Origin of the sequence: Methylocaldum sp. 14B (assembly GCF_002005105.1) — a bacterium.
Lineage (GTDB): Bacteria > Pseudomonadota > Gammaproteobacteria > Methylococcales > Methylococcaceae > Methylocaldum.
Map to the genome: position 1 here is coordinate 100,087 of NZ_MSCV01000007.1, position 23,106 is coordinate 123,192.

Annotated in this window: 15 protein-coding genes; 10 read left to right on the plus strand and 5 right to left on the minus strand. The window is 56.2% G+C overall.

Annotation, left to right across the window (positions count from 1 at the left end):
• Window positions 1-84 precede the first annotated feature (84 nt).
• From gltB to B2A78_RS07015, 3 genes are all read left to right on the plus strand, one after another.
• Window positions 85-4,716 (plus strand): glutamate synthase large subunit, encoded by a 4,632-nt coding sequence (gene gltB, locus B2A78_RS07005; RefSeq protein WP_077729197.1) that lies wholly within the window; start codon window positions 85-87, stop codon window positions 4,714-4,716.
• A gap of 135 nt (window positions 4,717-4,851) precedes the next feature.
• Complete coding sequence (locus tag B2A78_RS07010) at window positions 4,852-6,291, plus strand: glutamate synthase subunit beta (RefSeq protein ID WP_077729198.1); 1,440 nt, start codon at window positions 4,852-4,854, stop codon at window positions 6,289-6,291.
• A gap of 309 nt (window positions 6,292-6,600) precedes the next feature.
• Complete coding sequence (locus tag B2A78_RS07015; protein WP_077729199.1) at window positions 6,601-7,431, plus strand: EcsC family protein; 831 nt, start codon at window positions 6,601-6,603, stop codon at window positions 7,429-7,431.
• Window positions 7,432-7,497: 66 nt separating this feature from the next.
• Here B2A78_RS07015 and B2A78_RS07020 read toward each other — a convergent pair whose 3' ends face one another.
• Entirely contained in the window at window positions 7,498-7,869 is a 372-nt protein-coding gene (locus B2A78_RS07020) for a DUF202 domain-containing protein (protein WP_077729200.1), read from the minus strand.
• 190 nt (window positions 7,870-8,059) lie between these two features.
• Between B2A78_RS07020 and adk the strand changes: the two genes are divergently transcribed.
• From adk to B2A78_RS07050, 6 genes are all read left to right on the plus strand, one after another.
• On the plus strand, window positions 8,060-8,704 hold the full coding sequence (gene adk / locus B2A78_RS07025; protein WP_077729201.1) for an adenylate kinase: 645 nt from the start codon (window positions 8,060-8,062) through the stop codon (window positions 8,702-8,704).
• A 103-nt stretch (window positions 8,705-8,807) separates the two neighbouring features.
• The gene (gene leuC, locus B2A78_RS07030) at window positions 8,808-10,367 is read left to right on the plus strand and encodes a 3-isopropylmalate dehydratase large subunit (protein WP_077729202.1); all 1,560 of its coding nucleotides are present in this window, start codon (window positions 8,808-8,810) and stop codon (window positions 10,365-10,367) included.
• Window positions 10,364-11,005, plus strand: a complete 642-nt coding sequence (gene leuD, locus B2A78_RS07035; protein WP_077729203.1) for a 3-isopropylmalate dehydratase small subunit — start codon at window positions 10,364-10,366, stop codon at window positions 11,003-11,005. Before leuC ends, leuD begins: the two co-directional genes overlap by 4 nt.
• 33 nt (window positions 11,006-11,038) lie before the next feature.
• The gene (gene leuB / locus B2A78_RS07040) at window positions 11,039-12,127 is read left to right on the plus strand and encodes a 3-isopropylmalate dehydrogenase (RefSeq protein ID WP_077729204.1); all 1,089 of its coding nucleotides are present in this window, start codon (window positions 11,039-11,041) and stop codon (window positions 12,125-12,127) included.
• A gap of 18 nt (window positions 12,128-12,145) precedes the next feature.
• Window positions 12,146-13,168 (plus strand): aspartate-semialdehyde dehydrogenase, encoded by a 1,023-nt coding sequence (locus B2A78_RS07045; RefSeq protein WP_077729205.1) that lies wholly within the window; start codon window positions 12,146-12,148, stop codon window positions 13,166-13,168.
• A 376-nt stretch (window positions 13,169-13,544) separates the two neighbouring features.
• Entirely contained in the window at window positions 13,545-16,232 is a 2,688-nt protein-coding gene (locus tag B2A78_RS07050; RefSeq protein WP_168175367.1) for a FimV/HubP family polar landmark protein, read from the plus strand.
• On the opposite strand, the gene mrcB is transcribed toward B2A78_RS07050, so the two are convergent.
• Both mrcB and B2A78_RS07060 read right to left on the minus strand, forming a co-directional pair.
• Window positions 16,229-18,562 carry a penicillin-binding protein 1B gene (mrcB, locus tag B2A78_RS07055; protein ID WP_077729207.1) on the minus strand — a complete coding sequence of 778 codons (2,334 nt, stop codon included), beginning with the start codon at window positions 18,560-18,562 and terminating at the stop codon, window positions 16,229-16,231. The genes B2A78_RS07050 and mrcB overlap by 4 nt on opposite strands.
• Window positions 18,563-18,627: 65 nt before the next feature.
• Window positions 18,628-20,466: an EAL domain-containing protein gene (locus B2A78_RS07060; protein ID WP_077729208.1), complete on the minus strand. Its 1,839-nt coding sequence runs from the start codon at window positions 20,464-20,466 to the stop codon at window positions 18,628-18,630.
• 172 nt (window positions 20,467-20,638) lie between these two features.
• Here B2A78_RS07060 and B2A78_RS07065 point away from each other — a divergent pair, with 172 nt between their 5' ends.
• A complete protein-coding gene (locus B2A78_RS07065) occupies window positions 20,639-21,499 on the plus strand; it encodes an HDOD domain-containing protein (protein ID WP_077729209.1) in 861 nt (286 codons plus the stop codon).
• Between the two features lie 14 nt (window positions 21,500-21,513).
• Here the strand turns inward: B2A78_RS07065 and hemH are convergent, their stop codons facing one another.
• Window positions 21,514-22,506, minus strand: a complete 993-nt coding sequence (gene hemH / locus B2A78_RS07070; protein WP_077729210.1) for a ferrochelatase — start codon at window positions 22,504-22,506, stop codon at window positions 21,514-21,516.
• A 1-nt stretch (window position 22,507) separates the two neighbouring features.
• Window positions 22,508-23,065, minus strand: coding sequence for a GTP cyclohydrolase I FolE (gene folE, locus B2A78_RS07075; protein ID WP_077729211.1), 558 nt, complete (start codon window positions 23,063-23,065; stop codon window positions 22,508-22,510).
• Window positions 23,066-23,106 lie beyond the last annotated feature (41 nt).

The window sequence follows — 23,106 nt, forward strand, 5'->3', positions numbered from 1 at the left end:
GGCGGTCCATTACTGGAGCCGCAATATTCTCTTGTAAACCGCGAACCGGCAAACGACAGACCACACCCCTGACAGAGGTACACCATGAGTTTCAACGCCATACCCGCCAAGCAAGGTCTATACGACCCGCGCAACGAACACGACGCTTGCGGCGTAGGTTTCATCGCTCACATCAAAGGCCATAAAAGCCACGACATCGTCTGCAAGGGGCTGGAAATTTTAAGAAACCTGACTCACCGCGGAGCGGTAGGCGCCGATCCGTTGGCGGGCGATGGGGCCGGCATTCTCATTCAAATACCGGATGCTTTTCTCCGCGACGAATGCTCTACACTCGGGATCGCCCTTCCGGATTACGGTCACTATGGCGTCGGCATGCTGTTTCTGCCGCGCAATCCGGAACATCGCGCGACCTGCGAACAAATCGTCGAAGATTTCATTCGCACCGAAGGCCAAACCGTTCTCGGCTGGCGCGATGTTCCGGTAGACAACTCGACGCTCGGGGAATCGGTCAAGACAATCGAACCCGTGATTCGCCAGGTTTTCGTGGGGCGGGCGGAAAGTTGCCGGGATCAGGACGCGTTCGAGCGCAAGCTGTTCGTCATCCGCAAGCAGATCGACAAGAAGATTCGTGCCTTGAATCTCGAGGAAGGCAAGATGTTCTACATCCCTTCCTTCTCGTCCCGCACTTTGGTTTACAAGGGCATGCTGCTCGCCGATCAGGTCGGCGTGTTTTACCGCGACCTCCGCAACGAGCAAATGGTGTCGGCGCTTGCCCTGGTGCACCAGCGGTTCTCCACCAACACCTTCCCGACCTGGGATCTGGCCCATCCTTTCCGAATGATCGCCCACAACGGCGAAATCAACACCTTGCGCGGCAACATCAATTGGATGGCCGCTCGACGCCATTCGATGTCATCCGAAGTTCTGGGCGAAGATCTCGACAAGATCTGGCCGCTGATCGCCGACGGCAAGTCCGATTCCGCCAGCTTCGACAATGCGCTGGAGCTTCTGGTCATGGGGGGCTATTCGCTGGTCCACGCCATGATGCTGCTGATCCCGGAAGCGTGGGCCGGCAATCCCTTGATGGACGAAAAACTCCGCGCCTTCTACGAATACTACTCGGCCCTGATGGAACCCTGGGATGGTCCGGCCGCCGTGGCCTTTACCGACGGACGGCAGATCGGCGCCACGCTCGACCGTAACGGCCTGCGTCCGGCGCGCTATCTCATCACCGACGACGACACCGTGGTGATGGCCTCCGAGATGGGCGTGCTGACCATTCCGGAACACAAGATCGTCAAGAAATGGCGTTTGCAGCCCGGCAAGATGTTCCTGATCGACCTCGAACAGGGCCGCATCATCGACGATGCCGAAATCAAATCGGAACTGGCCAATCGCGAGCCGTATCAGCAGTGGCTCAACGATACCCAGATTCAATTGGAAAAGCTGCCGGCCGAAATCGCCGCGATGCCGCCCGACTCGGAGACCCTGCTCGATCGGCAGCAGGCTTTCGGCTACACCCAGGAAGACATCAAGTTTTTCCTGACCCCCATGGCCTTGAGCGGTCAGGAACCGGTCGGCTCCATGGGCATCGATGCGGCGCTCGCGGTGCTCTCCAAGCGTTCGCGATTGCTCTACGACTATTTCAAGCAGGGTTTCGCGCAAGTTACCAACCCGGCCATCGACCCGATCCGCGAAGAACTGGTCATGTCGCTGGTGTCCCACATCGGCCCGCGGCCGAACTTGCTGGCGCTCCACAATGGCGGCAGCCACAAGCGGCTGGAAGTGCATCAGCCGATCCTGACCAATAAGGATCTGGAAAAAATCCGCCGTATCGAGGCCCGCACCGGAGGCGCGTTCAAGACCAAAACCATCAGTTTCTGCTACTCGGCCGATACCGGCGCCGGCGGCATGGAACCGGCGTTGACAGCCTTGTGCGCACGGGCCGAACAGGCGGTGCACGAGGGCAACAATATCCTGGTGCTGTCCGATCGGGAGATCGACGCGGAGCACATCGCGATTCCGGCCCTCCTGGCCACCTCCGCGGTCCATTACCACCTGACCCGGACGGGCCTTCGCACCAAGGTCGGCCTGGTTGTGGAAACCGGCGAAGCGCGCGAGGTACACCATTTCGCGCTGCTGGCGGGCTACGGCGCCGAAGCCGTCAATCCGTATCTGGCTTTCGACAGCCTGTCCGATCTGCGCGAGAAGCTGCCGGAACAGCTGTCCGAAGACGAGGTGCACAAGCGCTATATCAAGGCCATCGGCAAAGCCCTGCTCAAGATCATGTCCAAGATGGGCATCTCGACCTATCAGTCGTATTGCGGCGCTCAAATCTTCAATGCCGTGGGCTTGAGCGAAGAGTTCCTGGACGAATATTTCACCGGCACCGTCTGCACGATCGGCGGCGCGGGACTCCGAGAAATCGCCGAGGAAACCGTGCGCCGGCATCGTGTAGCTTTCAGCGATGCCCCGCTGTACCGGAATGCCCTGGACGTAGGCGGCGAATACGCCTACCGCGTTCGCGGCGAAGATCATGTGTGGACTCCGGAGACCATTTCCAAGCTGCAGCACGCCACACGCACCAACAGCTGGGAAACCTATGTGGACTACACCCGCTCGATCAACGAGCAGAGCGAACGTTTGCTCACGCTGCGCGGCTTGATGGACTTCAAGTTCGACGAACGGGAGTCGGTACCGCTGGATGAAGTGGAACCGGTCGCGGAAATCGTCAAACGCTTCGCCACCGGCGCCATGTCGTTCGGCTCGATTTCATACGAAGCCCATACCACGCTGGCGATCGCCATGAACCGCATCGGTGGCAAATCCAATACCGGCGAGGGCGGCGAATTGCCGGAACGCTTCAAACCTTTGCCCAACGGCGACTCCATGCGCTCGGCCATCAAGCAGGTAGCATCGGGCCGCTTTGGCGTGACGACCGAATATCTGGTCAATGCCGACGATCTGCAAATCAAGATTTCGCAGGGCGCCAAGCCCGGCGAAGGCGGCCAGCTGCCCGGCCACAAGGTGGATGCCATCATCGCCAAGGTGAGGCACTCCACGCCAGGGGTCGGTCTCATTTCCCCGCCGCCGCACCACGACATCTACTCGATTGAGGATCTGGCGCAGCTTATCCACGATCTTAAGAACGTTAACCCGGCCGCGCGCATCAGCGTCAAGCTGGTGTCCGAAGTCGGCGTCGGCACGATCGCCGCGGGCGTTGCCAAGGCTCATGCCGATCACGTCACCATCGCCGGCTACGACGGCGGCACCGGCGCCAGCCCGATCACCTCGATCAAGCACGCGGGGCTCCCTTGGGAAATCGGCTTGGCCGAGACCCACCAGACTCTCGTATTGAACAAGCTGCGCGGGCGCATCTGCGTGCAGGCGGACGGCGGCATGCGCACCGGGCGCGACGTCGTGATCGGCGCGCTTTTGGGCGCGGACGAATTCGGCTTCGCCACGGCACCGCTGATCGTCGAAGGCTGCATCATGATGCGCAAATGCCATCTGAACACCTGCCCGGTAGGCGTCGCAACCCAGGACCCGGAACTCCGCAAGCGCTTCACCGGACAGCCGGAGCATGTCGTCAATTTCTTCTTCTTCATCGCCGAGGAAGTGCGCCAGCTTATGGCAAAACTTGGTTTCCGCCGGTTCGAGGAAATGATCGGGCGCTCCGACAAGCTCGATATGCGCAAGGCCATAGCCCACTGGAAAGCGGCCAAGGTCGATCTGTCCAGGATTTTGTACCGGCCGGAGCCCGGTGAGGGCGTGGCCATCTCCAATTGCGAACCGCAGGATCATGGCCTGGACAAGGCACTGGATCACAAGCTGATCGAACTGGCCCGCCCCGCACTCGACGAACGCAAGCCGGTCCGCATTGAAATGGGCGTGCGCAACTACAACCGCACGGTCGGCGCCATGCTGTCCGGCGAATTGGCGAAGCGTTACGGCCATACCGGTCTGCCCGAAGATACCATTTACATACGGATGAAAGGCACGGCCGGGCAAAGCTTCGGTGCTTTTCTGTCGGCCGGCATCACTCTGGAACTTGAGGGCGACGGGAACGATTACGTGGGCAAAGGGCTATCGGGTGGGCGCATCGCCATCTATCCGTCCCCGGAATCTCCGGTGGTGCCCGAGGAAAACATCATCGTCGGCAATACCGTGCTGTACGGCGCCATCAGCGGCGAATGCTATTTCCGCGGCGTCGCGGGAGAACGCTTCGCGGTGCGGAACTCCGGCGCCATCGCCGTCGTCGAAGGCGTCGGCGATCACGGCTGCGAATACATGACCGGCGGCGTCGTCGTGGTTCTGGGCTCGACCGGCCGTAACTTCGCTGCGGGCATGTCGGGCGGTGTCGCCTACGTGCTCGACGAAACCGGCGATTTCGAGCATCGGTGCAACCTGGCCATGGTCGAACTGGAACCGGTTTTGGCCGAGGACATCGCCCTGGAAAATCTCGATCACCAGGGCGGCGATCTGGAAACCCACGGAATGGTGGACATCATGCATGACATGACCCGTCACGACGTTCAGCGCCTGCGAACCCTGATCGAAAAGCACCGCCGTTACACGGGCAGTGGACGAGCGAAGCAGATTCTCGAGAACTGGTCGGCTTACGCGCCGCGTTTCGTCAAGGTCATGCCGGTCGATTACCGTCAGGCGCTCGAAAAAATGCAGAAGACAAAAACGCAGACCGAAGTTCACCACTAGACGCGGGGGGCGTGGCGTAAACGCGCCCCTCGCCGACCCGGACCGATCGGAAAAATGGAAGGCACTTCGGCAAACAAGACCCCGAGGTCTAGAGCTTTCTCGTGCAATAAAGCACAGTAACGAGGTAGAAACAGAATGGGCAAACCCACGGGATTCATGGAAATCTCACGTCAGGACAGACGCTACAAGCTGGTGGCGGACCGTCTCCAGCACTACCAGGAATTCGTCGTCCCGCTGACCGAAGAGGAAGTCAGCCGTCAAGGCGCGCGCTGCATGGATTGCGGCATTCCCTATTGTCATCAGGGCTGCCCGGTCAATAACATCATCCCCGACTGGAACGACCTCGTTTATCAAGGAAATTGGCGTGAAGCCATCGAGGTACTGCACAGCACCAACAACTTTCCCGAGTTCACCGGCCGTATCTGTCCGGCGCCGTGCGAAGCGGCCTGCACGCTGAATCTGACCGACGAACCGGTCACGATCAAAACTATCGAGTGCTCCATCATCGACAAAGCTTGGGAGATGGGCTGGGTCAAGCCGCTGATACCCCAGCATCGAACCGGCAAAAAGGTGGCGGTAGTGGGTTCCGGTCCCGCCGGTCTTGCCTGCGCGCAACAATTGGCCCGCGTCGGCCACAGTGTCGTGGTTTATGAAAAGGCCGACCGCATCGGCGGACTGCTGCGCTACGGCATACCCGATTTCAAGATGGAAAAGCATCTGATCGACCGACGCATCGCGCAAATGCAAGCTGAAGGCGTGGTGTTCCGCCCCAATAGCCATATCGGCCGAGACGTTCCGGTTCAAAAGCTGCTCGACAACTACGATGCCGTCATATTGGCCGGCGGCGCGGAAAAACCGCGCGATCTGAACGTACCGGGCCGCGAGCTCAACGGTGTTCACTTCGCGATGGAATTTCTGCCTCAGCAGAACCGCCGCGTGGCCGGAGATACGCTTTCCGACGACACCAGCATCTGGGCGACGGGCAAGCATGTCATCGTGATCGGCGGCGGCGATACCGGTTCCGACTGTATCGGCACCTCGGCTCGGCACGGTGCAGCCTCCATCACCCAGTTGGAAATTCTGCCGAAGCCTCCGGAAAAGGAGAAAAAAGAGGTCACCTGGCCGAATTGGCCCAACAAGCTGCGCACGTCCAGCTCCCACGAAGAAGGCTGCGAACGTTTCTGGAGCGTCGCCACGAAGTCGATCGAAGGGGAAGACGGTCGCGTTACCCAAATCCGCTGCGTCAAGCTCGAGTGGAAGCAAGAGGGCGGACGCTGGGTTATGAACGAAATCCCCGGCAGCGAATTCACCTTGAAAGCGGACCTGGTACTGCTTGCCATGGGCTTCGTCCATCCGGTGCACGAGGGCATGCTCCAGGATCTCGGCGTGACTCTCGACGAACGGGGCAACGTCAAGGCCAATACCATAGACTATCGCAGCTCGATGGATAAGGTTTTCACCGCCGGCGATATGCGCCGCGGCCAGTCGTTGGTCGTCTGGGCCATCCGCGAAGGCCGCCAGTGCGCCCGAGCCGTCGACGAATACCTGATGGGACACTCGGATCTCCCTCGGTAAGTTCCTCCTCTCAGCCGCCGATTCATGCGTTTGATGAGTCGGCGGCTTGTCGACCAGGCGTCGAACCGCGGCGGGGTACACCCAGCCTTGTATGCCTGCCAAACTCAGCCCAGTTTTTCTCACGGCGTCGCGTCAGTCCCGCAGGCCGGATTACGTGGAACCGGCCGGAAGTGCCGCCGTCCAACTGCAATTGATCGCGCAATCCCGCCGACTCATTCCGCCGTCCGTGGCACACTGTCCAAGATCGATTTGTCCCAATACTCAGCAGCTAAAGGACAATCGCACAAACCGCAAACCGTGGAGCACGTCATGGCAAAACCATCGTTCACCCCCGAGGAACTGGAGCAACTGCGCTGGGCGTATCAGCATCTGGAACACCCCTCCTTCGCCGCGCGCCTAAGCAACGTGATCGGCACGCCGATCGAACAAACGCTCAAACTATTGCCGAAGAGCTGGCACCAACGAGTCAATAGAGCAGCCGAATTTAGTATCCGTCAGGCTATGAGCATGGCGGTAAAGACTCTCGACGCGCGCGCGGTTTCCGGAGCGCGTGACACCTACCACAAGTTTGCGGCATTCACAGCCGGAGCCGTCGGCGGCTTTTTCGGTCCAGTAGGGTTGACGGTCGAGTTACCGGTCATAACCTTGCTGATGCTGCGTTCGATTGCCGATATCGCGCGCAGCGAGGGCGAGGACTTGGATACGCTCGACGCGCGCCTCGCTTGCGTGGAGGTGTTCGCCTTGGGAGGGCGATCGACTGAAGACGATGCAACCGATACCGGCTACTATGGGTTGCGATCCACATTGGCTTTCCATTTCGCCGGTGTTGCCAATTATGGCGGAGCCTCCGGCCTCAACGTTCCTGCCGGCGTCGAGTTGATTCGCGGAATTTCCGCCCGTTTCGGCGTCGTCATTTCGGACGAGGTCGCCGTGCAGATGGTGCCGGTAGCCGGCGCCGTCAGCGGCGGCCTGTTGAACCTCGTATTCATGCAACACTTTCAGGACGTGGCACGCGGTCATTTCACCCTGCGCCGTTTGGAACGAAAATACAAGCCGGACGTTGTGCGGAAGGAATACCAGCGGATTCAAAAAGACGAAATTGAATCGATCAAGGGATTTAGCCACTTGGAAGGATGGTGAATGGATCGTGCGGGGCTCCACTTCGAACCTTATTAGGGCCTGGCGCTTTTATCTCGCTTCATCTTCTCAAAGCTCGCCATAAAACAGATAAACGATCAGCGTCATGCCGAGCAGAACGACGACCAGATTCGCGAGTATCCCCAGACCGGCCCGATAACCGCGCGGAATCTCCACGGGCTTCAGCGTTTTCAGGACCTTTCGATACTGAATCGTGGACAGTATCGCAATGACGACTCCGAAAAACACAAAAGCGATGCCGAGCCAGAACGAAATGCCTTTTTGCAAGGGCTCGCCGGGTTTCGAAAAAACCAGATGCACGAATAAACCGAAGCGCTCGATCACAAATCCGAACGCCATCCAGGCCAAGCTGGTCCGGTTCCAGGCGAGAAGAGTGCGCTCCGCCGCAAAAAATACGCGCGGGTCATTAAGCTCGGACATTCGGATAGTCTAGCGGTAGTTTTGTCGAATGGATTAAACGATACGGCCACAACTGGCTCGGTCACATTGCGAAACGTACATCGGCCAGCGACCGGCGCAAGCGGTGGCTTCCCACATAAAGTGCTCAGTGTGACATTCCCGGCGCATTTGTGACAGAATTGCAAGTTTAATTAACCACGGAGTCCATGACATGCGCGTGATCCTTCTCGGAAGCCCCGGGTCCGGAAAAGGCACTCAAGCCAAAGCCATAATGGAAAAATTCAACATTCCGCAGATCTCGACGGGCGACATGCTGCGCGCTGCCGTGAGAGAAGGCACGCCATTGGGTCTCGAAGCGAAGAAGGTCATGGACTCGGGCGCCCTGGTCTCGGATGAAATCATCCTGGGACTGATCAAGGAACGCATTGCCCAGGACGATTGCAAGAACGGTTTTTTGTTCGACGGATTCCCCCGAACCATCGCTCAGGCGGAAGGGCTCGCGGAGATGGGCGTCGATATCGACCATGTCATCGAAATCGTGGTGGACGATGAGGAAATCGTCAAGCGCATGAGCGGTCGGCGCGTCCATCCTGCTTCCGGACGCACATATCATGTCATCTTCAATCCGCCCAAGGTCGAGGGACTGGACGATGTCACCGGCGAACCCCTGATTCAACGGGACGACGACAAAGAAGAAACCGTGCGCAGGCGTCTTGAGGTTTATCACGAACAGACCAAGCCATTGGTCGGCTATTACAAGCAAAAGGCCGAACAGGAAGCCGTCAAATTCTCCAGCATTGACGGCGTCGGCAGCGTTGAAGCCATTCGCGATAAGATTTTTTCGCTGTTGGAATAACTTCGGTTTATCGGACAAACCCCAACATCCATGGGAAGCCGCCCCTGAGTAATTAGCTGGAGCGCAGCATTCCCCGTGTAAAACCCGCCACTCATAAGAGCCCATGGCCGCCAAAACCCTTTATGACAAATTATGGGACGATCACGTGGTTTACTCCGAACCGGACGGATCGACTCTCATTTACATCGATCGCCATTTGATTCACGAGGTAACCTCGCCGCAGGCCTTCGAAGGGCTGAGGCTCGCGGGCCGTAAGCCCTGGCGGGTTACAGCCAATCTGGCGACGGCCGATCACAACGTGCCGACGGCCGAACGCGAACATGGCCTCAGCGACCCCATTTCACGGCTTCAGGTCGAAACGCTGGACCGGAACTGCGCCGACTTCGGCATTACCGAATTCGGCATGAACGACGATCGCCAAGGCATCGTCCACGTGATCGGCCCCGAACAGGGTGCGACCCTGCCCGGCACGACCATCGTCTGCGGCGATTCCCATACCTCGACGCACGGAGCCTTCGGCGCTCTCGCCTTCGGCATCGGCACCTCCGAAGTGGAGCATGTGCTGGCCACGCAATGCCTGGTTCAGAAAAAAGCCAAGAACATGCTGGTCAAGGTGGAAGGGCAGCTCGGCCAAGGCGTCACGGCCAAGGACATCGTACTGGCCGTGATCGGCAGAATCGGCACCGCCGGCGGCACCGGATATACCATCGAATTCGCAGGATCGGCGATCCGCAGCCTATCGATGGAAGGACGCATGACCGTGTGCAACATGGCGATCGAGGCCGGAGCCCGAGCCGGACTGGTGGCCGTCGACGAGGTGACGATCGCTTATCTGAAAGACCGGCCTTATGCTCCGAAAGGGAATTTGTGGGACAAGGCGGTGGCGGCTTGGCGGCAACTTCGGAGCGACGAAGGTGCCGTATTCGACAAAGTGGTCGAGATCGATGCCGCCGCTATCAACCCCCAGGTCACCTGGGGCACTTCGCCCGAGTTGGTATTGCCCATCGATACCGCGATACCCAACCCTGAGCGGGAAACGGACCCCGTGAAACGTGAAAGCATGAAGCGCGCCCTGCAATACATGGATTTGAAGCCAGGCACGGCCATAACCGATATTCGCGTAGACAAGATTTTCATCGGTTCATGCACCAATGCCCGCATCGAGGACTTGCGCGCTGCCGCCGAGGTGGTCCGGGGCCATAAGCTCGCGAGCAACATCAAGCAGGCCCTGGTGGTTCCCGGATCCGGCTTGGTGAAACGTCAGGCGGAACAGGAGGGCCTCGACCGAATTTTCCGGGAGGCAGGTTTCGAATGGCGAGACCCCGGATGCTCCATGTGCCTCGCGATGAATGCCGATCGCCTGGAACCGGGCGAGCGCTGCGCGTCCACATCGAACCGCAACTTCGAAGGACGCCAGGGCTACGGTGGCCGCACCCATCTGGTGAGTCCCGCCATGGCGGCGGCGGCCGGTATCTACGGGCATTTTGTCGACATCCGTCAACTGCCGTCTCCCGCAAGCGAACCCAAAAAAGCACCGGCCAAGAAAGCGCCGGCGAAAACCGCCGCCGCATCGAGGACGAAATCGGCTGCTGCCGTAAAAACGTCCAAACCCGCCCCTACGACCCGAAATCAGTCTGCGCGAAAGAGGAAATCCGAGCAATGAAAGCTTTTCGCCGTTTCGCGTCCAGAGTCGCCCCTTTGGACCGCGCCAACATCGACACCGACGCGATCATTCCTAAACAATTCCTGAAATCCATTCGCCGCAGTGGTTTCGGTCCCTATCTATTCGACGAGTGGCGCTACCTGGATCGCGGCGAACCCGACATGGATTGCTCGTATCGCCCTTTGAACCCGGATTTCGTGCTCAATCAACCGTGCTACTTCAGGGCGCGAATTCTGTTGACGCGCGAGAATTTCGGCTGCGGCTCGTCGCGCGAACATGCGCCCTGGGCTCTGGCAGATTATGGTTTCCGCGTAATCATAGCCCCGAGCTTTGCCGATATTTTCTACAACAACTGCTTCAAGAACGGCATTCTGCCCATCGTACTCGATGCCGAAATCGTCGACCGCCTTTTCGAGCAAGCGGGTCCCGGCGTCGATCTCACCGTAGATCTGGAAACACAGACGATCGCCACCCATTATGGCGACAAAATCCATTTCGAAATCGATCCTTCGCGGAAATACCGCCTGCTCAACGGCCTGGACGACATCGGCCTGACCCTTCAGCATGCCGACAAGATCCGGGCTTACGAAGCGAGCCGCCGCCAAACCGCGCCTTGGCTGTTCCCGGAATACGCTTAGTTTCTAAAAAACAAAGAGAGACTCATCAATCGCATGACCAAGAAGATCGCAGTGCTGCCCGGCGACGGCATCGGCCCGGAAATCGTCGCCGAGGCATTAAAGGTGCTTGACTGCCTGAGACAGGAATTCGGGCTTGACATTGAAACTGAAGACGCTTTGATCGGCGGTGCCGCATACGACGCCAAAGGCACGCCGTTTCCGGAAGAAACCCTGACCCTGGCGAAAGCGGCCGATTCCGTGCTTTTGGGCGCGGTCGGGGGTCCGAAATGGGAACCGCTGGACTATTCGGTGCGACCGGAACGCGGCCTTCTGGGAATACGTGCCGAATTGGAACTGTTCGCGAATCTTCGCCCAGCGATTCTCTATCCCCAGTTGGTCGCCGCTTCGACGCTGAAACCGGAAGTGGTCTCGGGACTCGATATCATGATCATCCGCGAACTGACCGGCGGCATCTACTTCGGCAAACCGCGGGGCCGCCGCATCAATGAAAAGGGCGAACGGGAAGGCTTCAACACCTTGATTTACAGCGAATCGGAGATCCGCCGCATCGCCCATATCGCGTTCCAGATCGCTCAAAAGCGCAACAAACGGCTGTGCTCCATCGACAAAGCCAACGTGCTGGAGTGCACCGAACTGTGGCGCGAGATCGTGATCGAGGTCGGCCGCGAGTATCCGGACGTCCAGCTCAGCCATATGTACGTCGATAACGCCGCGATGCAGCTGGTGCGCGCGCCCAAGCAGTTCGACGTCATGCTGACCGACAATATGTTCGGCGATATCCTTTCGGACTGTGCCGCCATGCTGACCGGCTCCATCGGCATGCTGCCTTCGGCGTCGCTCGACAAAAACGGCAAGGGCATGTACGAGCCCATTCACGGTTCGGCACCGGACATCGCCGGCAAGGGCGTTGCCAACCCCATCGCCACCGTACTGTCGCTGGCCATGATGCTGCGTTACAGTTTCAACGATGCCGCCTCCGCAGACCGGATCGAAAACGCGGTGATAGCCGCTTTGGACGCAGGCTACCGAACCGCCGATATCTACTCCGAAGGCATGAAGAAGGTCGGAACCGCCGATATGGGCGATGCCATCGTATCCGCTTTACGATCATTGAACCGCTAATCCCGAACGAGTTTCCCCATGAGCAAGACTTACGATATTGCAGTATTGGGCGCCACCGGCGCGGTGGGCGAGACCATGCTGTCCATCCTGGAGGAGCGCAACTTTCCCGTTGGCCAGGTGTATGCCCTGGCTAGCGCACGCTCCGCCGGCCAGCGCGTGGAATTCAAAGGCGGCTATCTCACCGTGCAGGATGTGGCCGAGTTCGATTTTTCCAAGGCACAGATCGGCCTGTTTTCCGCAGGCGCATCGGTTTCCGCCGTTTACGCCCCTAAAGCTGCGGCAGCCGGCTGCGTGGTCGTGGACAACACCTCCTGTTTCCGCTACGAGACGGATATCCCCTTGGTCGTGCCGGAAGTCAATCCGGAGGCCATCGGGCAGTACAAGCCCCGGGGAATCATCGCCAATCCGAATTGCTCCACGATTCAGATGCTGGTCGCTTTGAAGCCGATCTACGATGCTGTCGGCATCGAGCGAATCAACGTCTGCACCTATCAGGCGGTATCCGGAACCGGAAAAAAGGCCATCGAGGAACTCGGCAAGCAAACCGCTTTATTGCTTAACGGCAAACCGATCAACCCCGAAGTCTATCCGAAGCAGATCGCTTTCAACGCCATCCCCCAGATCGACGTCTTCATGGATAACGGCTACACCAAGGAAGAGATGAAGATGGTATGGGAAACCCGCAAAATCATGGGCGACGACAGTATCCGGGTGAACCCGACTACGGTGCGGGTACCCGTATTTTACGGCCACTCCGAGGCGGTCCATATCGAGACTCGGGAAAAAATCACCGCTGCGCATGCGCGGGAATTGCTCAGCCGTGCTCCGGGAGTGGCGGTGATCGACGAACACAAGCCCGGCGGCTATCCGACTGCGGTTACCGACGCAGCCGGGCACGATGCCGTTTATGTCGGACGCATCCGCGAAGACATTTCCCACCCGCGAGGTTTGGATCTTTGGGTCGTAGCCGACAACGTACGAAAAGGCGCGGCGCTCAACAGCGTACAAATCGCCGAGGTGCTGGCAAAAACATACATCTAGGCTAAGCTTTCCTTCAGCAATCTAGGCAGCTCCCGCCACCATGAATGGCGGGAACGATTGGACAAAGGAGCGGCAATAAGTGCGTAAGTTATCAAAAACCTTGGCGATGATGAGTCTACTGGCCCCAATGGGAGCGAGTGCGCTAGGTATTGGAGACATCAGGCTACGCTCCGCCCTGAATCAGTCGCTAAACGCCGAGATTCCGCTAGTTCTTTCCGGCGGGGATTCCCTGGCGGACGTCAAAATCGCTTTGGCGTCCCCGGAAGCGTTTGCCAAGGCCGGCTTGGAACGGCACTATTTTCTCACCAAACTGCGTTTTACCGCCGTGCAAAAACCCGATGGCAGCTATGCCATCGAGGTGAGTTCGAACGATGTCATGCACGAACCGTTCGTCAGCTTCTTGGTAGAGGTCAATTGGCCGCGCGGGCGCGTAGTACGTGAATATACCGTACTGCTGGACCCGCCTGCCACCTTCTCCGATCGCGCGCTCGTCGACTCACGATCTCCATCGGTATTCGAGCAACCGAACGATGACCACCCGCAAACTGCGGATGCCCAGGTTTCGCCCCGCAAGTCCCAGCCCCGTGCTTCGACGGCAAGCGCTTCATCCGAGTCCGAAAGTCCGATCCAAGGTTCTGAATACGGGCCAGTCAAAAGAGATTCCACGCTTTGGGAAATCGCCAAACAGGTAAATCGCGACCCAAGCATCGCTCAGGAACAAATGGTCGTCGCCCTTTACCGGCACAACCCACATGCGTTTTATGGAGACACGCCGGACACTTTGAAGGCAGGAGAAACGCTGAAAATTCCCGATCGCGAATTTGTTCTGCAATTCACCAGCTCGCAAGCGCGGGATGAGCTTTATCGATCAAGCAGTCGGACTGGGAAAGTCGCAAGCCGCAGTAACAAGGCACAGAGCTTGGGCGCTGTGACGGGCTCCGCGACACAGCCGACGCAAACTCAGCTCAAATTGTTAGCCGCATCCGATACCAAGACGAAAGATGAAGAAGCGGTCGCAGGAAGCACGGATGGCGCCGGGAAATCCAAGGGAGAAATTGCGCTCGAAATCGCAGAGACGCTCAAACAGGAAAACGAGGATCTCCGTTCCCGCCTGACTCAGCTCGAGCAGCAACTGACGGAGATGCATCGTCTCTTGACCCTGAAGAACGAACAGATTGCGCTGCTGCAAGAACCACAAGCACAACAACCTTCGGCCGAATCGGCGAAGAAAGAGCCCCCTAATCCGGAACAGCTAACAGCTCAAACGACACCGGCTCCGGAAGCACAGAAGCCGGCGGAGCCATCCACCCAGCCGGCGAATCCGCCGACTTCTCCAGAGACGGTTCCAGAAACGGCTCAAACACCCCAACCCACCGCCGTCCAGACCGAGCAGCCGAAGGTCGAGGCGCCTAAGCCCGTTCCTGCCGCGCCGCCGCAGCCTGAACAGAGCAGCATTTGGGACGACTTGTTCGATCAGCCGACCTATCTCGGTGCCGCAGCAGGAGGTCTGATGTTGCTGGCGGTCATACCATGGCTGCTTGCCCGTCGCCGTGCGGCCATGATCGAAGAGACCGAAAGCATCTTGCTTGCGACCGAGAAAGAAAACCTGCAAAAGGCGAAAAAAGCGGAGTCCAAATTCAACTCCACAATCTCGGAACCGACGACCGCTACAAAAACCTCTTTTCTGAGCGAATTCACGCCGAGCGATTTTGACGCCTTAGGAGCCGAGGCGGACGAAGTCGACCCGATTTCGGAAGCCGATGTATATCTCGCTTACGGCCGTTACAAGCAGGCGGAGGATTTGATCCGGAACGCGATAGAGCAGTACCCCGAACGAGACGAATGCAAGCTCAAGCTTCTGGAAATTCATTACGCCACCGAGAACCGAGAAGCTTTTGAGCGTTTCGCCCAGGAACTCAAAAGACAAGGTAAAGACGGCGATGCCGACTTCTGGGAAAATGTGGTTGAAATGGGACGGGAATTATGTCCCGGAAACTCGCTGTTTAGCGCGTCGCCATCGTCCAGCCGACCTTTGGCTCTTGATGCGAATGCAAGGGACATCCTGGGCTCTATCGATCTTACCGATGAACTCATCGAGGATCTGAAGCGCTTCGATAGCGAGGTGGCCGAAACATCGACATCCGCAGAGGAAAAGCGTGTTTCTCTCGACTTCAATTTCGATGCGCAAAACCCAGATGAAGATCAGGCAATCGCCGCCGAGCACCCCGTCATGGAATTCGATGTCGACGATCTTCGGAGCGAAACTCCTTCCGTCGTCACAGCTCAGCCTGAAGATGAATCTCCAGAACTCGAAAATCTCATCGTCTTTGAGACCGACAAGCCGGGGTCCAATTCCCGAAAAGAACCCATAACACAGGGTTCGGAGAACAGCATTGACGATATCTTGCTCGAGCTAGCGGCCAATGCACAGCACAAAGACAAGCCGGAGTCTGACGACGCCTCATCCGGCAATGAAATGTTTGATTTCGATTTCAGTTCCTTCGGCCTTGAGGACTCTGAAGCCAACTCAAAGGAGCCCGAGAGTGAGCTGCCGAAACTTGACAACCTGATTGCTTTTGACGCGGGCAAACTGAAAGCTCATCCTGAAACTAAAACGCACGAAGAAGCGGATCAATCCATAGACGACCTATTGCATGAGCTGAATAAAAGCAGTGTACCGCAAGATGACGTATCCAAATCGGACCGCGTAGCGTCCATTTCGAATCTCGAAACATCGGATTTCAATTTCGAGCTTGACTTGGCTTCGTCTGTTCAAGCGGAAAGCGAAGCGCTAAACACGGAAAATCTGGAGAATCTTTCAGATGAGAACGAGGATCAGTACGCGCCGTTGACCGACATGGACCAGTTGGAAACCAAACTGGATTTGGCTAAGGCTTATGCGGACATGGATGATAAGCAGTCGGCGCTGGACATGCTCAAGGAAGTTCTGGAAATGGGCAATGAGCAACAGAAAACGGAGGCGAGAGCGCTGATGGGCAGATTAAGCATACAAGACGCTCAGCCGGAACCCATATCTCTCGCTAGCCCTGGCCGCCGGACCTAAAATAAACGCCTAAACCAAGAGTCGACTCCTTCCGGTGGATTCGACAGCCGACCGCATGGCGAAACGTCTGTCGGGGCAGAACCCGCAATAAACGGATAGCGAATCGCACTGGGGCAACTTTCATCTGATCTCAAGCCATTTGCACGATCGATCCAAACGAAATCGACGTTTTCGGGCGGCTCCAGCTCAAGCGACTCCTTACTCACTTTTTGCATGGTAGATGCCCAAACCGGTAACGCGCCCTGGGCGCCGGTTAGCTTTGCCGGCTGGTTGTCGTCACGCCCGACCCAGACTACGCCCACATAATCGCCGGTAAATCCAGCAAACCAACTATCTCTGAGATCATTGGTCGTTCCAGTTTTTCCGGCGCAGTCGAAATGGGAAGGCAAATAGGCATAGGCAAATTTCCCGGTACCCTCCCGCATGACTTCCTGCAGGATCGTATCGACCAAATAAACTGCCGCTGAATCGATTGACTGCTTGACACTGAGGCCGTATCGCTGCAGGGTCTTCCCCTCTTGTGAAACAACCGCCTGAATCGCCCTTAGCGGAACCACAAAGCCGTCGCTGGCCAGGGTTTGATACATTTGGGCGACTTCAAACGGGGTTAGCGAGGCGGTGCCCAGCAACAGCGACGGAACCAGCTCCACCGACTTCTCAACCCCTAATTTCCGTAAGGTTTCCGCGGTACGGGCAATCCCGACATCCATGCCTAAATTAACTGTCGCCAGATTAAAGGAATGCGCTAAGGCTTTATGCAAAGGAATTATGCCGTGCTCCCGATTATCGTAATTCTTCGGTGTCCACGGCCGGCCGCCGGGATTCCTGATCCGAACCTCCATGTCTTGCAGCGGCGACATCAGCGTGTAGCGTTGCGGATTCTCCAATGCCGTCAAATAAACGACGGGTTTATACAGTGAACCTATTTGGCGTTCTGCGTCCAATGCGCGATTGAACCCGGAATTCTGCGGGTCTCTTGATCCCATTAAAGCGGCTACTTCGCCGGTAGCGCGGCGAGTAAACACAACGGCGGTTTCCAGTTGCGTCGTCCGGGTCTGTTTGTCGAGCTTTTTCAGCGTTGTCTCGACGGCCGATTCAAGATAGTGCTGCGCGAATATGTCGAGTGTCGTGAAAAGCTGGAGCCCTTCCGAGGTCAAGTCTTCGGGACGATATTCCTGCTGCAACTGACGCTTGACCAAATCCAGGAAAGCCGGATAGCGGCTGATGGCTTGGTGCGGATTCTTCACCACATCCAGAGGCCTTGCCTTAGCCTCCTCGGCCTGGCTCGCTGCAATCTGCCCTTGTTCCACCATCTCGTCCAATACCAGGTCCCTACGCTTCCTTGCCTTTTCCGGCCATCTAAACGGGTCGTAATAGGATGGCCCTCGCACCAGAGACACCAACAGAGCAACATGATGCAGTTCCAGCTCTTCCAGCGATCGGCTGAAATAGTACTGGCTGGCCAAACCGAACCCGTGTATCGCTCGGGCACCGTCTTGACCGAGATAAATTTCATTTAGATAAGCTTCCAGAATTTCATCCTTGGAATAACGCGCCTCCAATACCAATGCCATGACCAGCTCGTTAAGCTTGCGCCACCAGGTGCGCTCAGAGCTTAGAAAAAAGTTCTTTACCAGCTGCTGAGTCAAGGTGCTGCCTCCCTGCACGATTCCCCCCGCGCGAATGTTGGCCCACATCGCCCGAAGAATGCCGCGAGGCGAAATTCCGAAATGCTCGTAGAAATCCCGGTCTTCCACCGAGAACAGGGCCTTTAAGAGAAGCTCCGGCGCTTGATTGAGCTTGATCAATATACGATCTTCCTTCAGAGCCGGATAAAACGTCCCGATTTGGACCGGGTCCAAACGAAACAATGCCAGGGGCTTGGCGTCTTCGGGGTCGCTAACCGAACTTATTTGCCCGGCATCGAATCGCACCCGTATGTTGCGAGAGTTTTCTAGTTTGTCCCAGAACCGAAAATCGCGCGTCTTCAGCGTATACTCGGCACCCTTCCTGAAATAAGTACCCTGCGATGACAAGCTCGGATCGTTTCTGTATTTCAGCTGCTCCAATAACCATTCGAGCCGATCGGCACTCATCTCGTAACCGGCGAACAACTCGACGGGGCTGGCGTAAACCCGGGCCGGCAAAGACCAGCGCTTACCCTCGAATTGCTGACGGACCGTGTGGTCCACATAGGCCAGATATCCGACGATGATCGCGATCACGAAGGGAGACAAATACAGTGCGATGCGCCGAAATGACGCGTTCAGAAAAGACAAGATGGACGACCGTTTTTTGCGTGGCGTCTTGCCGCGTCTGGTGTTTTGCATGGGATAAAAAATATGCCCGTCAGGGCTTAATCAACTGGACCGGAAACTAAAAACAGCGGATTCGGCTAGGCAGCTTGAGTCGACTGCGAAGAACCGGCGATCTCGTTAATCGAGATAGTCGTTTTGTCGAGTAGATGGGGTTCCGGCTTACCGATCAGATAACCTTGGACATAATCTATGCCGAGCGTTTTTAAGAGAGAAAGAACCTTCGGGTTTTCCACAAATTCGGCGATGGTCCTTTTTCCCAGCTTCCGAGCGATATCGATCATTGCCTTGACAAGTACCTGGTCTGTTTCATCATGAAGCAGGTTTTTTATGAACTGTCCATCGATTTTCAAATAATCGACTGGAAACTTTTTGATGTAATCGAACGAACTAAAGCCGGCACCAAAGTCATCCAAGGCAAAATGGCATCCCAGCGCCCTTATGCGGGCAATCATTTCCCGAGTTTGCTGATAATTCGCGACAGTCGCGGTTTCGGTAATCTCGAATGCAAGCCGAGACGCGGAGATCCAGGTCATTTCCAATTTTTGTTTAATCAGGGGTAACAAGGACTGATCTTGAAATGCAACACCCGACAAATTTATCGTTAGACTGACATGCGACTGGTGTTCCGGCAGAGAGGCCAGGAAATCGATTGATTTATCGACCACCCACAGGTCGATATGGTGAATCAAACCCATGCGCTCGGCGACCGGAATGAATTCTCCCGGCGAGAATATATCCGAACGCTTGCCCCTCATCCGGATCAAGACCTCGTAGTGCGTAATGGCACCGTCCTTGACCCTGACAACCGGCTGAAAAACCAGAAAAAACCGATTTTCCATCAAGGCTTCCCGGATCAGCGGAACCCATAAGATGTCGCTTCGCCGCGTGCAAGCCTCGGTATCTTTGTCGTTATACAACTGAACCATGTTACGCCCGTTCGCCTTCGCTGCGTAACAGGCCTGATGCGCTTCGGCAATCAGCACACTCGGATGACTGGCCATCCTCCGCGATTCCAGCAGGGCCACACCGATACTGGCCGATATGTGATAACTGTCTTGTCCGGTAACGAAGCGAAAACCATCCATGGCTTGGCGGAGCCGTTCAGCGATGGACAATGCCTCCTGCTGTTTGACGTTTTCTAGAAAGATACAAAACTCGTCAGCTCCGATCCTGGCTGCGATGTGGTCCGAATCGAGCGTGCCGTGCAACAGGCTGACCGTCTCCACTAATAAACGATCGCCGGTCTCGTGTCCCTCAAGATCATTGATCATGTTGAACCGATCAAGATCCAGGTACAGCAATGCACCTTCCTGATCGAAGTTCCGGCACCGGTGGATGGCTAGCTGAAGTTTCTTTTCCAAGCTGCGGCGATTTGCAAGGCCGGTCAACTCATCGTGGGCCACGAGATATTTGAATCGGGCCTCCATGATTTTGCGTTCGGAGAGTTCGTTTAAAAGTTGCTCTTCTTGGCTACGTCTCAGGTGACGCTCGTTTCTGAGTATCAAACTCATGTTAACCAAGGGGATAAAATCGCGTCCGCGAATAGGCTTGGTAATCAGACTGACGCCTTGCCTGCTCAGCTGGGTTAGGCGGCGTACTTGCGTGCTGTCCAATTCGACCGATTCTTCAGTAAAAATGATAGCGGGAATGCCGATTCCCTCGTCTATCGAGGAAAAAGACAGGCAAAACTCGTCAATCTGACATTCGGGCAGGCTACTATTAAGAATAATAAGTCCGATTTCTTCAGGGCTCCGCTGGAATTTTCTCAATTGCTCAAGAAGCTCTCTTCCATTAGAGACCGCTACGAAATTCACGAAACCGGCTTCGGATAGGATTAACTCGACTTGGGCACGATGACGCTCATTATGCTCACCGATAATAATTAACTTTTCGCCGAACTGGTTGGTTGGCGTCATAGCACCCGATAAAAACCTGAAGCTCAGTTAGAATAAAGGAGGCAATTGGAACTCGCGTCACATATAAAGTCTTCCATGAACCAACTGTGATATAGATGCCACTTATCGGCGTATCAGTCAAATCAAATTAACGACAGGATAGTATTAGGTATGCGCATCAAGAGCTAAAGCGATGTATGCATTCACCCCGCTTAGCGTCCGCGTAATTTTGAATGGGAACGTGCAATTAGCTTCCCCCCCGGAGTTATTCTTAAAACTGAATGAACTACTGGATAACCCGGGGGCCGATCTGCGCGATGCCGGCACACTGATTGAAAATGATCCTGGTCTCACAGCAAGGCTGCTACGGGTCGTCAATAGCGCCTTTTATGGAATTCCGACCAAAGTCACCTCCATTCATCGTGCACTCAATATCGTCGGCATCCACGAAATTCGGAGTTTGGTATTAACTACTTTAGTGATCGATAAATTTTCATCTTTAACGAATACCTTGATGACAATGAAGGAATTCTGGGCCATGAGCGTGCGCTGTGCGCTATTGGCAAGATTATTCGCGAGTTGTCATCCCTTTGGCGAACGTCTAAAGGCCGTATTTCTATGTGGACTATTACATGAAATAGGGCGATTGGTCGTGTATCACCGCCTTCCGGAATTGGCCCGTGCCGCGGCACTTTTAGCGGAATCGGAGAACATAAGCTATCAGGAAGGAGAAAGACGAGTTATCGGATTCGACCATTATCAGGTCGGCGCCGAATTGGCTCGGCTATGGAAGCTGCCGGAGATCATCGCCGTGACTATCGAGCACCACGATACGCCGGAAAATGCCGACGTGTTCAGTTGCGAAGCAGCCCTGGTCGCTCAGGCACAATCCTTTGTTTATTCACGCTATTCTAATCATGCATCACGCGACACCACAGTAACCGACATGGACAAGCCGAGTCTTTTCGGCACTGACATCGCAACTGCGAATGAGTTGGCCCAAAAACTCGACGAACAATTCAATCAAGTATTCAAGCTTATTTATGCCGGTTGAGCGACTTTTATCTTTTACCGCAAGTGCTCTGTAATCAAACCAGCCAGGACGCGGCCATGTTCCGGACTATCGTTCAGCGCGGGGATTAACCGATACTGGGCACCACCCGCTCTTTCAAAGACCTCCTTGTTGGTAATGCCGATCTCCTCCAAGGTTTCCAAGCAGTCCACGGCAAATCCCGGGCAAACGACATCGACGTCCTTAACGCCCTTTTGCGGCAGTGCTTTTAGCACATCGACGCAATAAGGCTGAAGCCACCGCCCCGGGCCGAAACGGGACTGAAAAACCAACTGCCAAGCATTCTCCGGAAGCTTCAGTTCAGCCGCGATCAGCTTTGCGGTCGTACGACATTGCTCATGGTAAGGATCGCCTAGGGAGCGGCTTCGTTCCGGTAAACCGTGAAATGAAAACAACAAAAAATGAGGTCCGCCATTGTCGCGCCAGAAATCTTCGATTCGGTTCGCCACAGCCCGGATATACGCCGGATAATCATGATAGTCGCTGACGAATCTGGTCTCCGGAACATATCTCCAATTCTTCAACACCGAGGCGACCGCATCGAATACGGTCCCGGTACTCGGTGACGAATACTGGGGATACAACGGCAAAATCAGAAGTCCATCGACCCCGGCGCTATTCAACTTCTCCAATTTTTCCCGAATTCCGGGTTTACCGTAGCGCATCGCCACCTCTACCACGATTTCCCCAGCCATTCTCGCCGAGATCTCGGCTTGCACCGATCGAGTCAAATCCGTGCTGAACACCAGTAACGGGGAGCCTCTGTCGGTCCAGATCGACCGATACGCTCGTGCCGACTTGGATGGCCGCACCCGCAAAATCACGCCATGAAGGATCATCCACCAAATTGGCCTCGGCAGTTCCACGACACGGGAGTCCCATAGGAACTCGCCCAGATAGCGTCGGACTGCGGCCGTGGTTGGAGCCTCGGGCGTACCCAGATTGACCAAAAGCACACCCCAACGGCGGGATTTCCCTGCTTCTGTCACGCTATTTTCTGTTGATAAGATCCAGAAACTCCGAACGGGTACTGATTTGTTTGCGGAACAAACCCAGCATGGATGAGGTGGTCATAACCGAGTTTTGTTTCTCGACGCCTCGCATCATCATGCACAGATGCTTGGCTTCGATTACTACGGCAACCCCCGCGGGATCGATCGCGGTCTGAATGGCGTCCGCAATTTGTTTGGTCAATCGCTCCTGGATCTGAAGACGGCGAGCGTACATTTCGACGATGCGCGCGATCTTGGAAAGCCCGATCACCTTACCCTTAGGCAGATAAGCGACATGGCATTTACCGATGAACGGCAGAAGATGGTGCTCGCACAATGAATACAATTCGATGTCCTTCACGATCACCATATCCTCCGTATCCGCCTCGAAAACGGCATTATTGAGGACACGCTCGAGGCGCTGATTGTAGCCGCTATTGAGAAAACGAAAAGCCGCCGCCGCCCGCTTAGGCGTATCCACTAGTCCTTCTCGGGTAATATCCTCCCCAAGAGATTGTATGATTTGGGAAAAAAGATGCTCCATTACGTTTTGCATGATTGATGTCGCTAATAGTGATCGGTAAGTATATCGCGCAG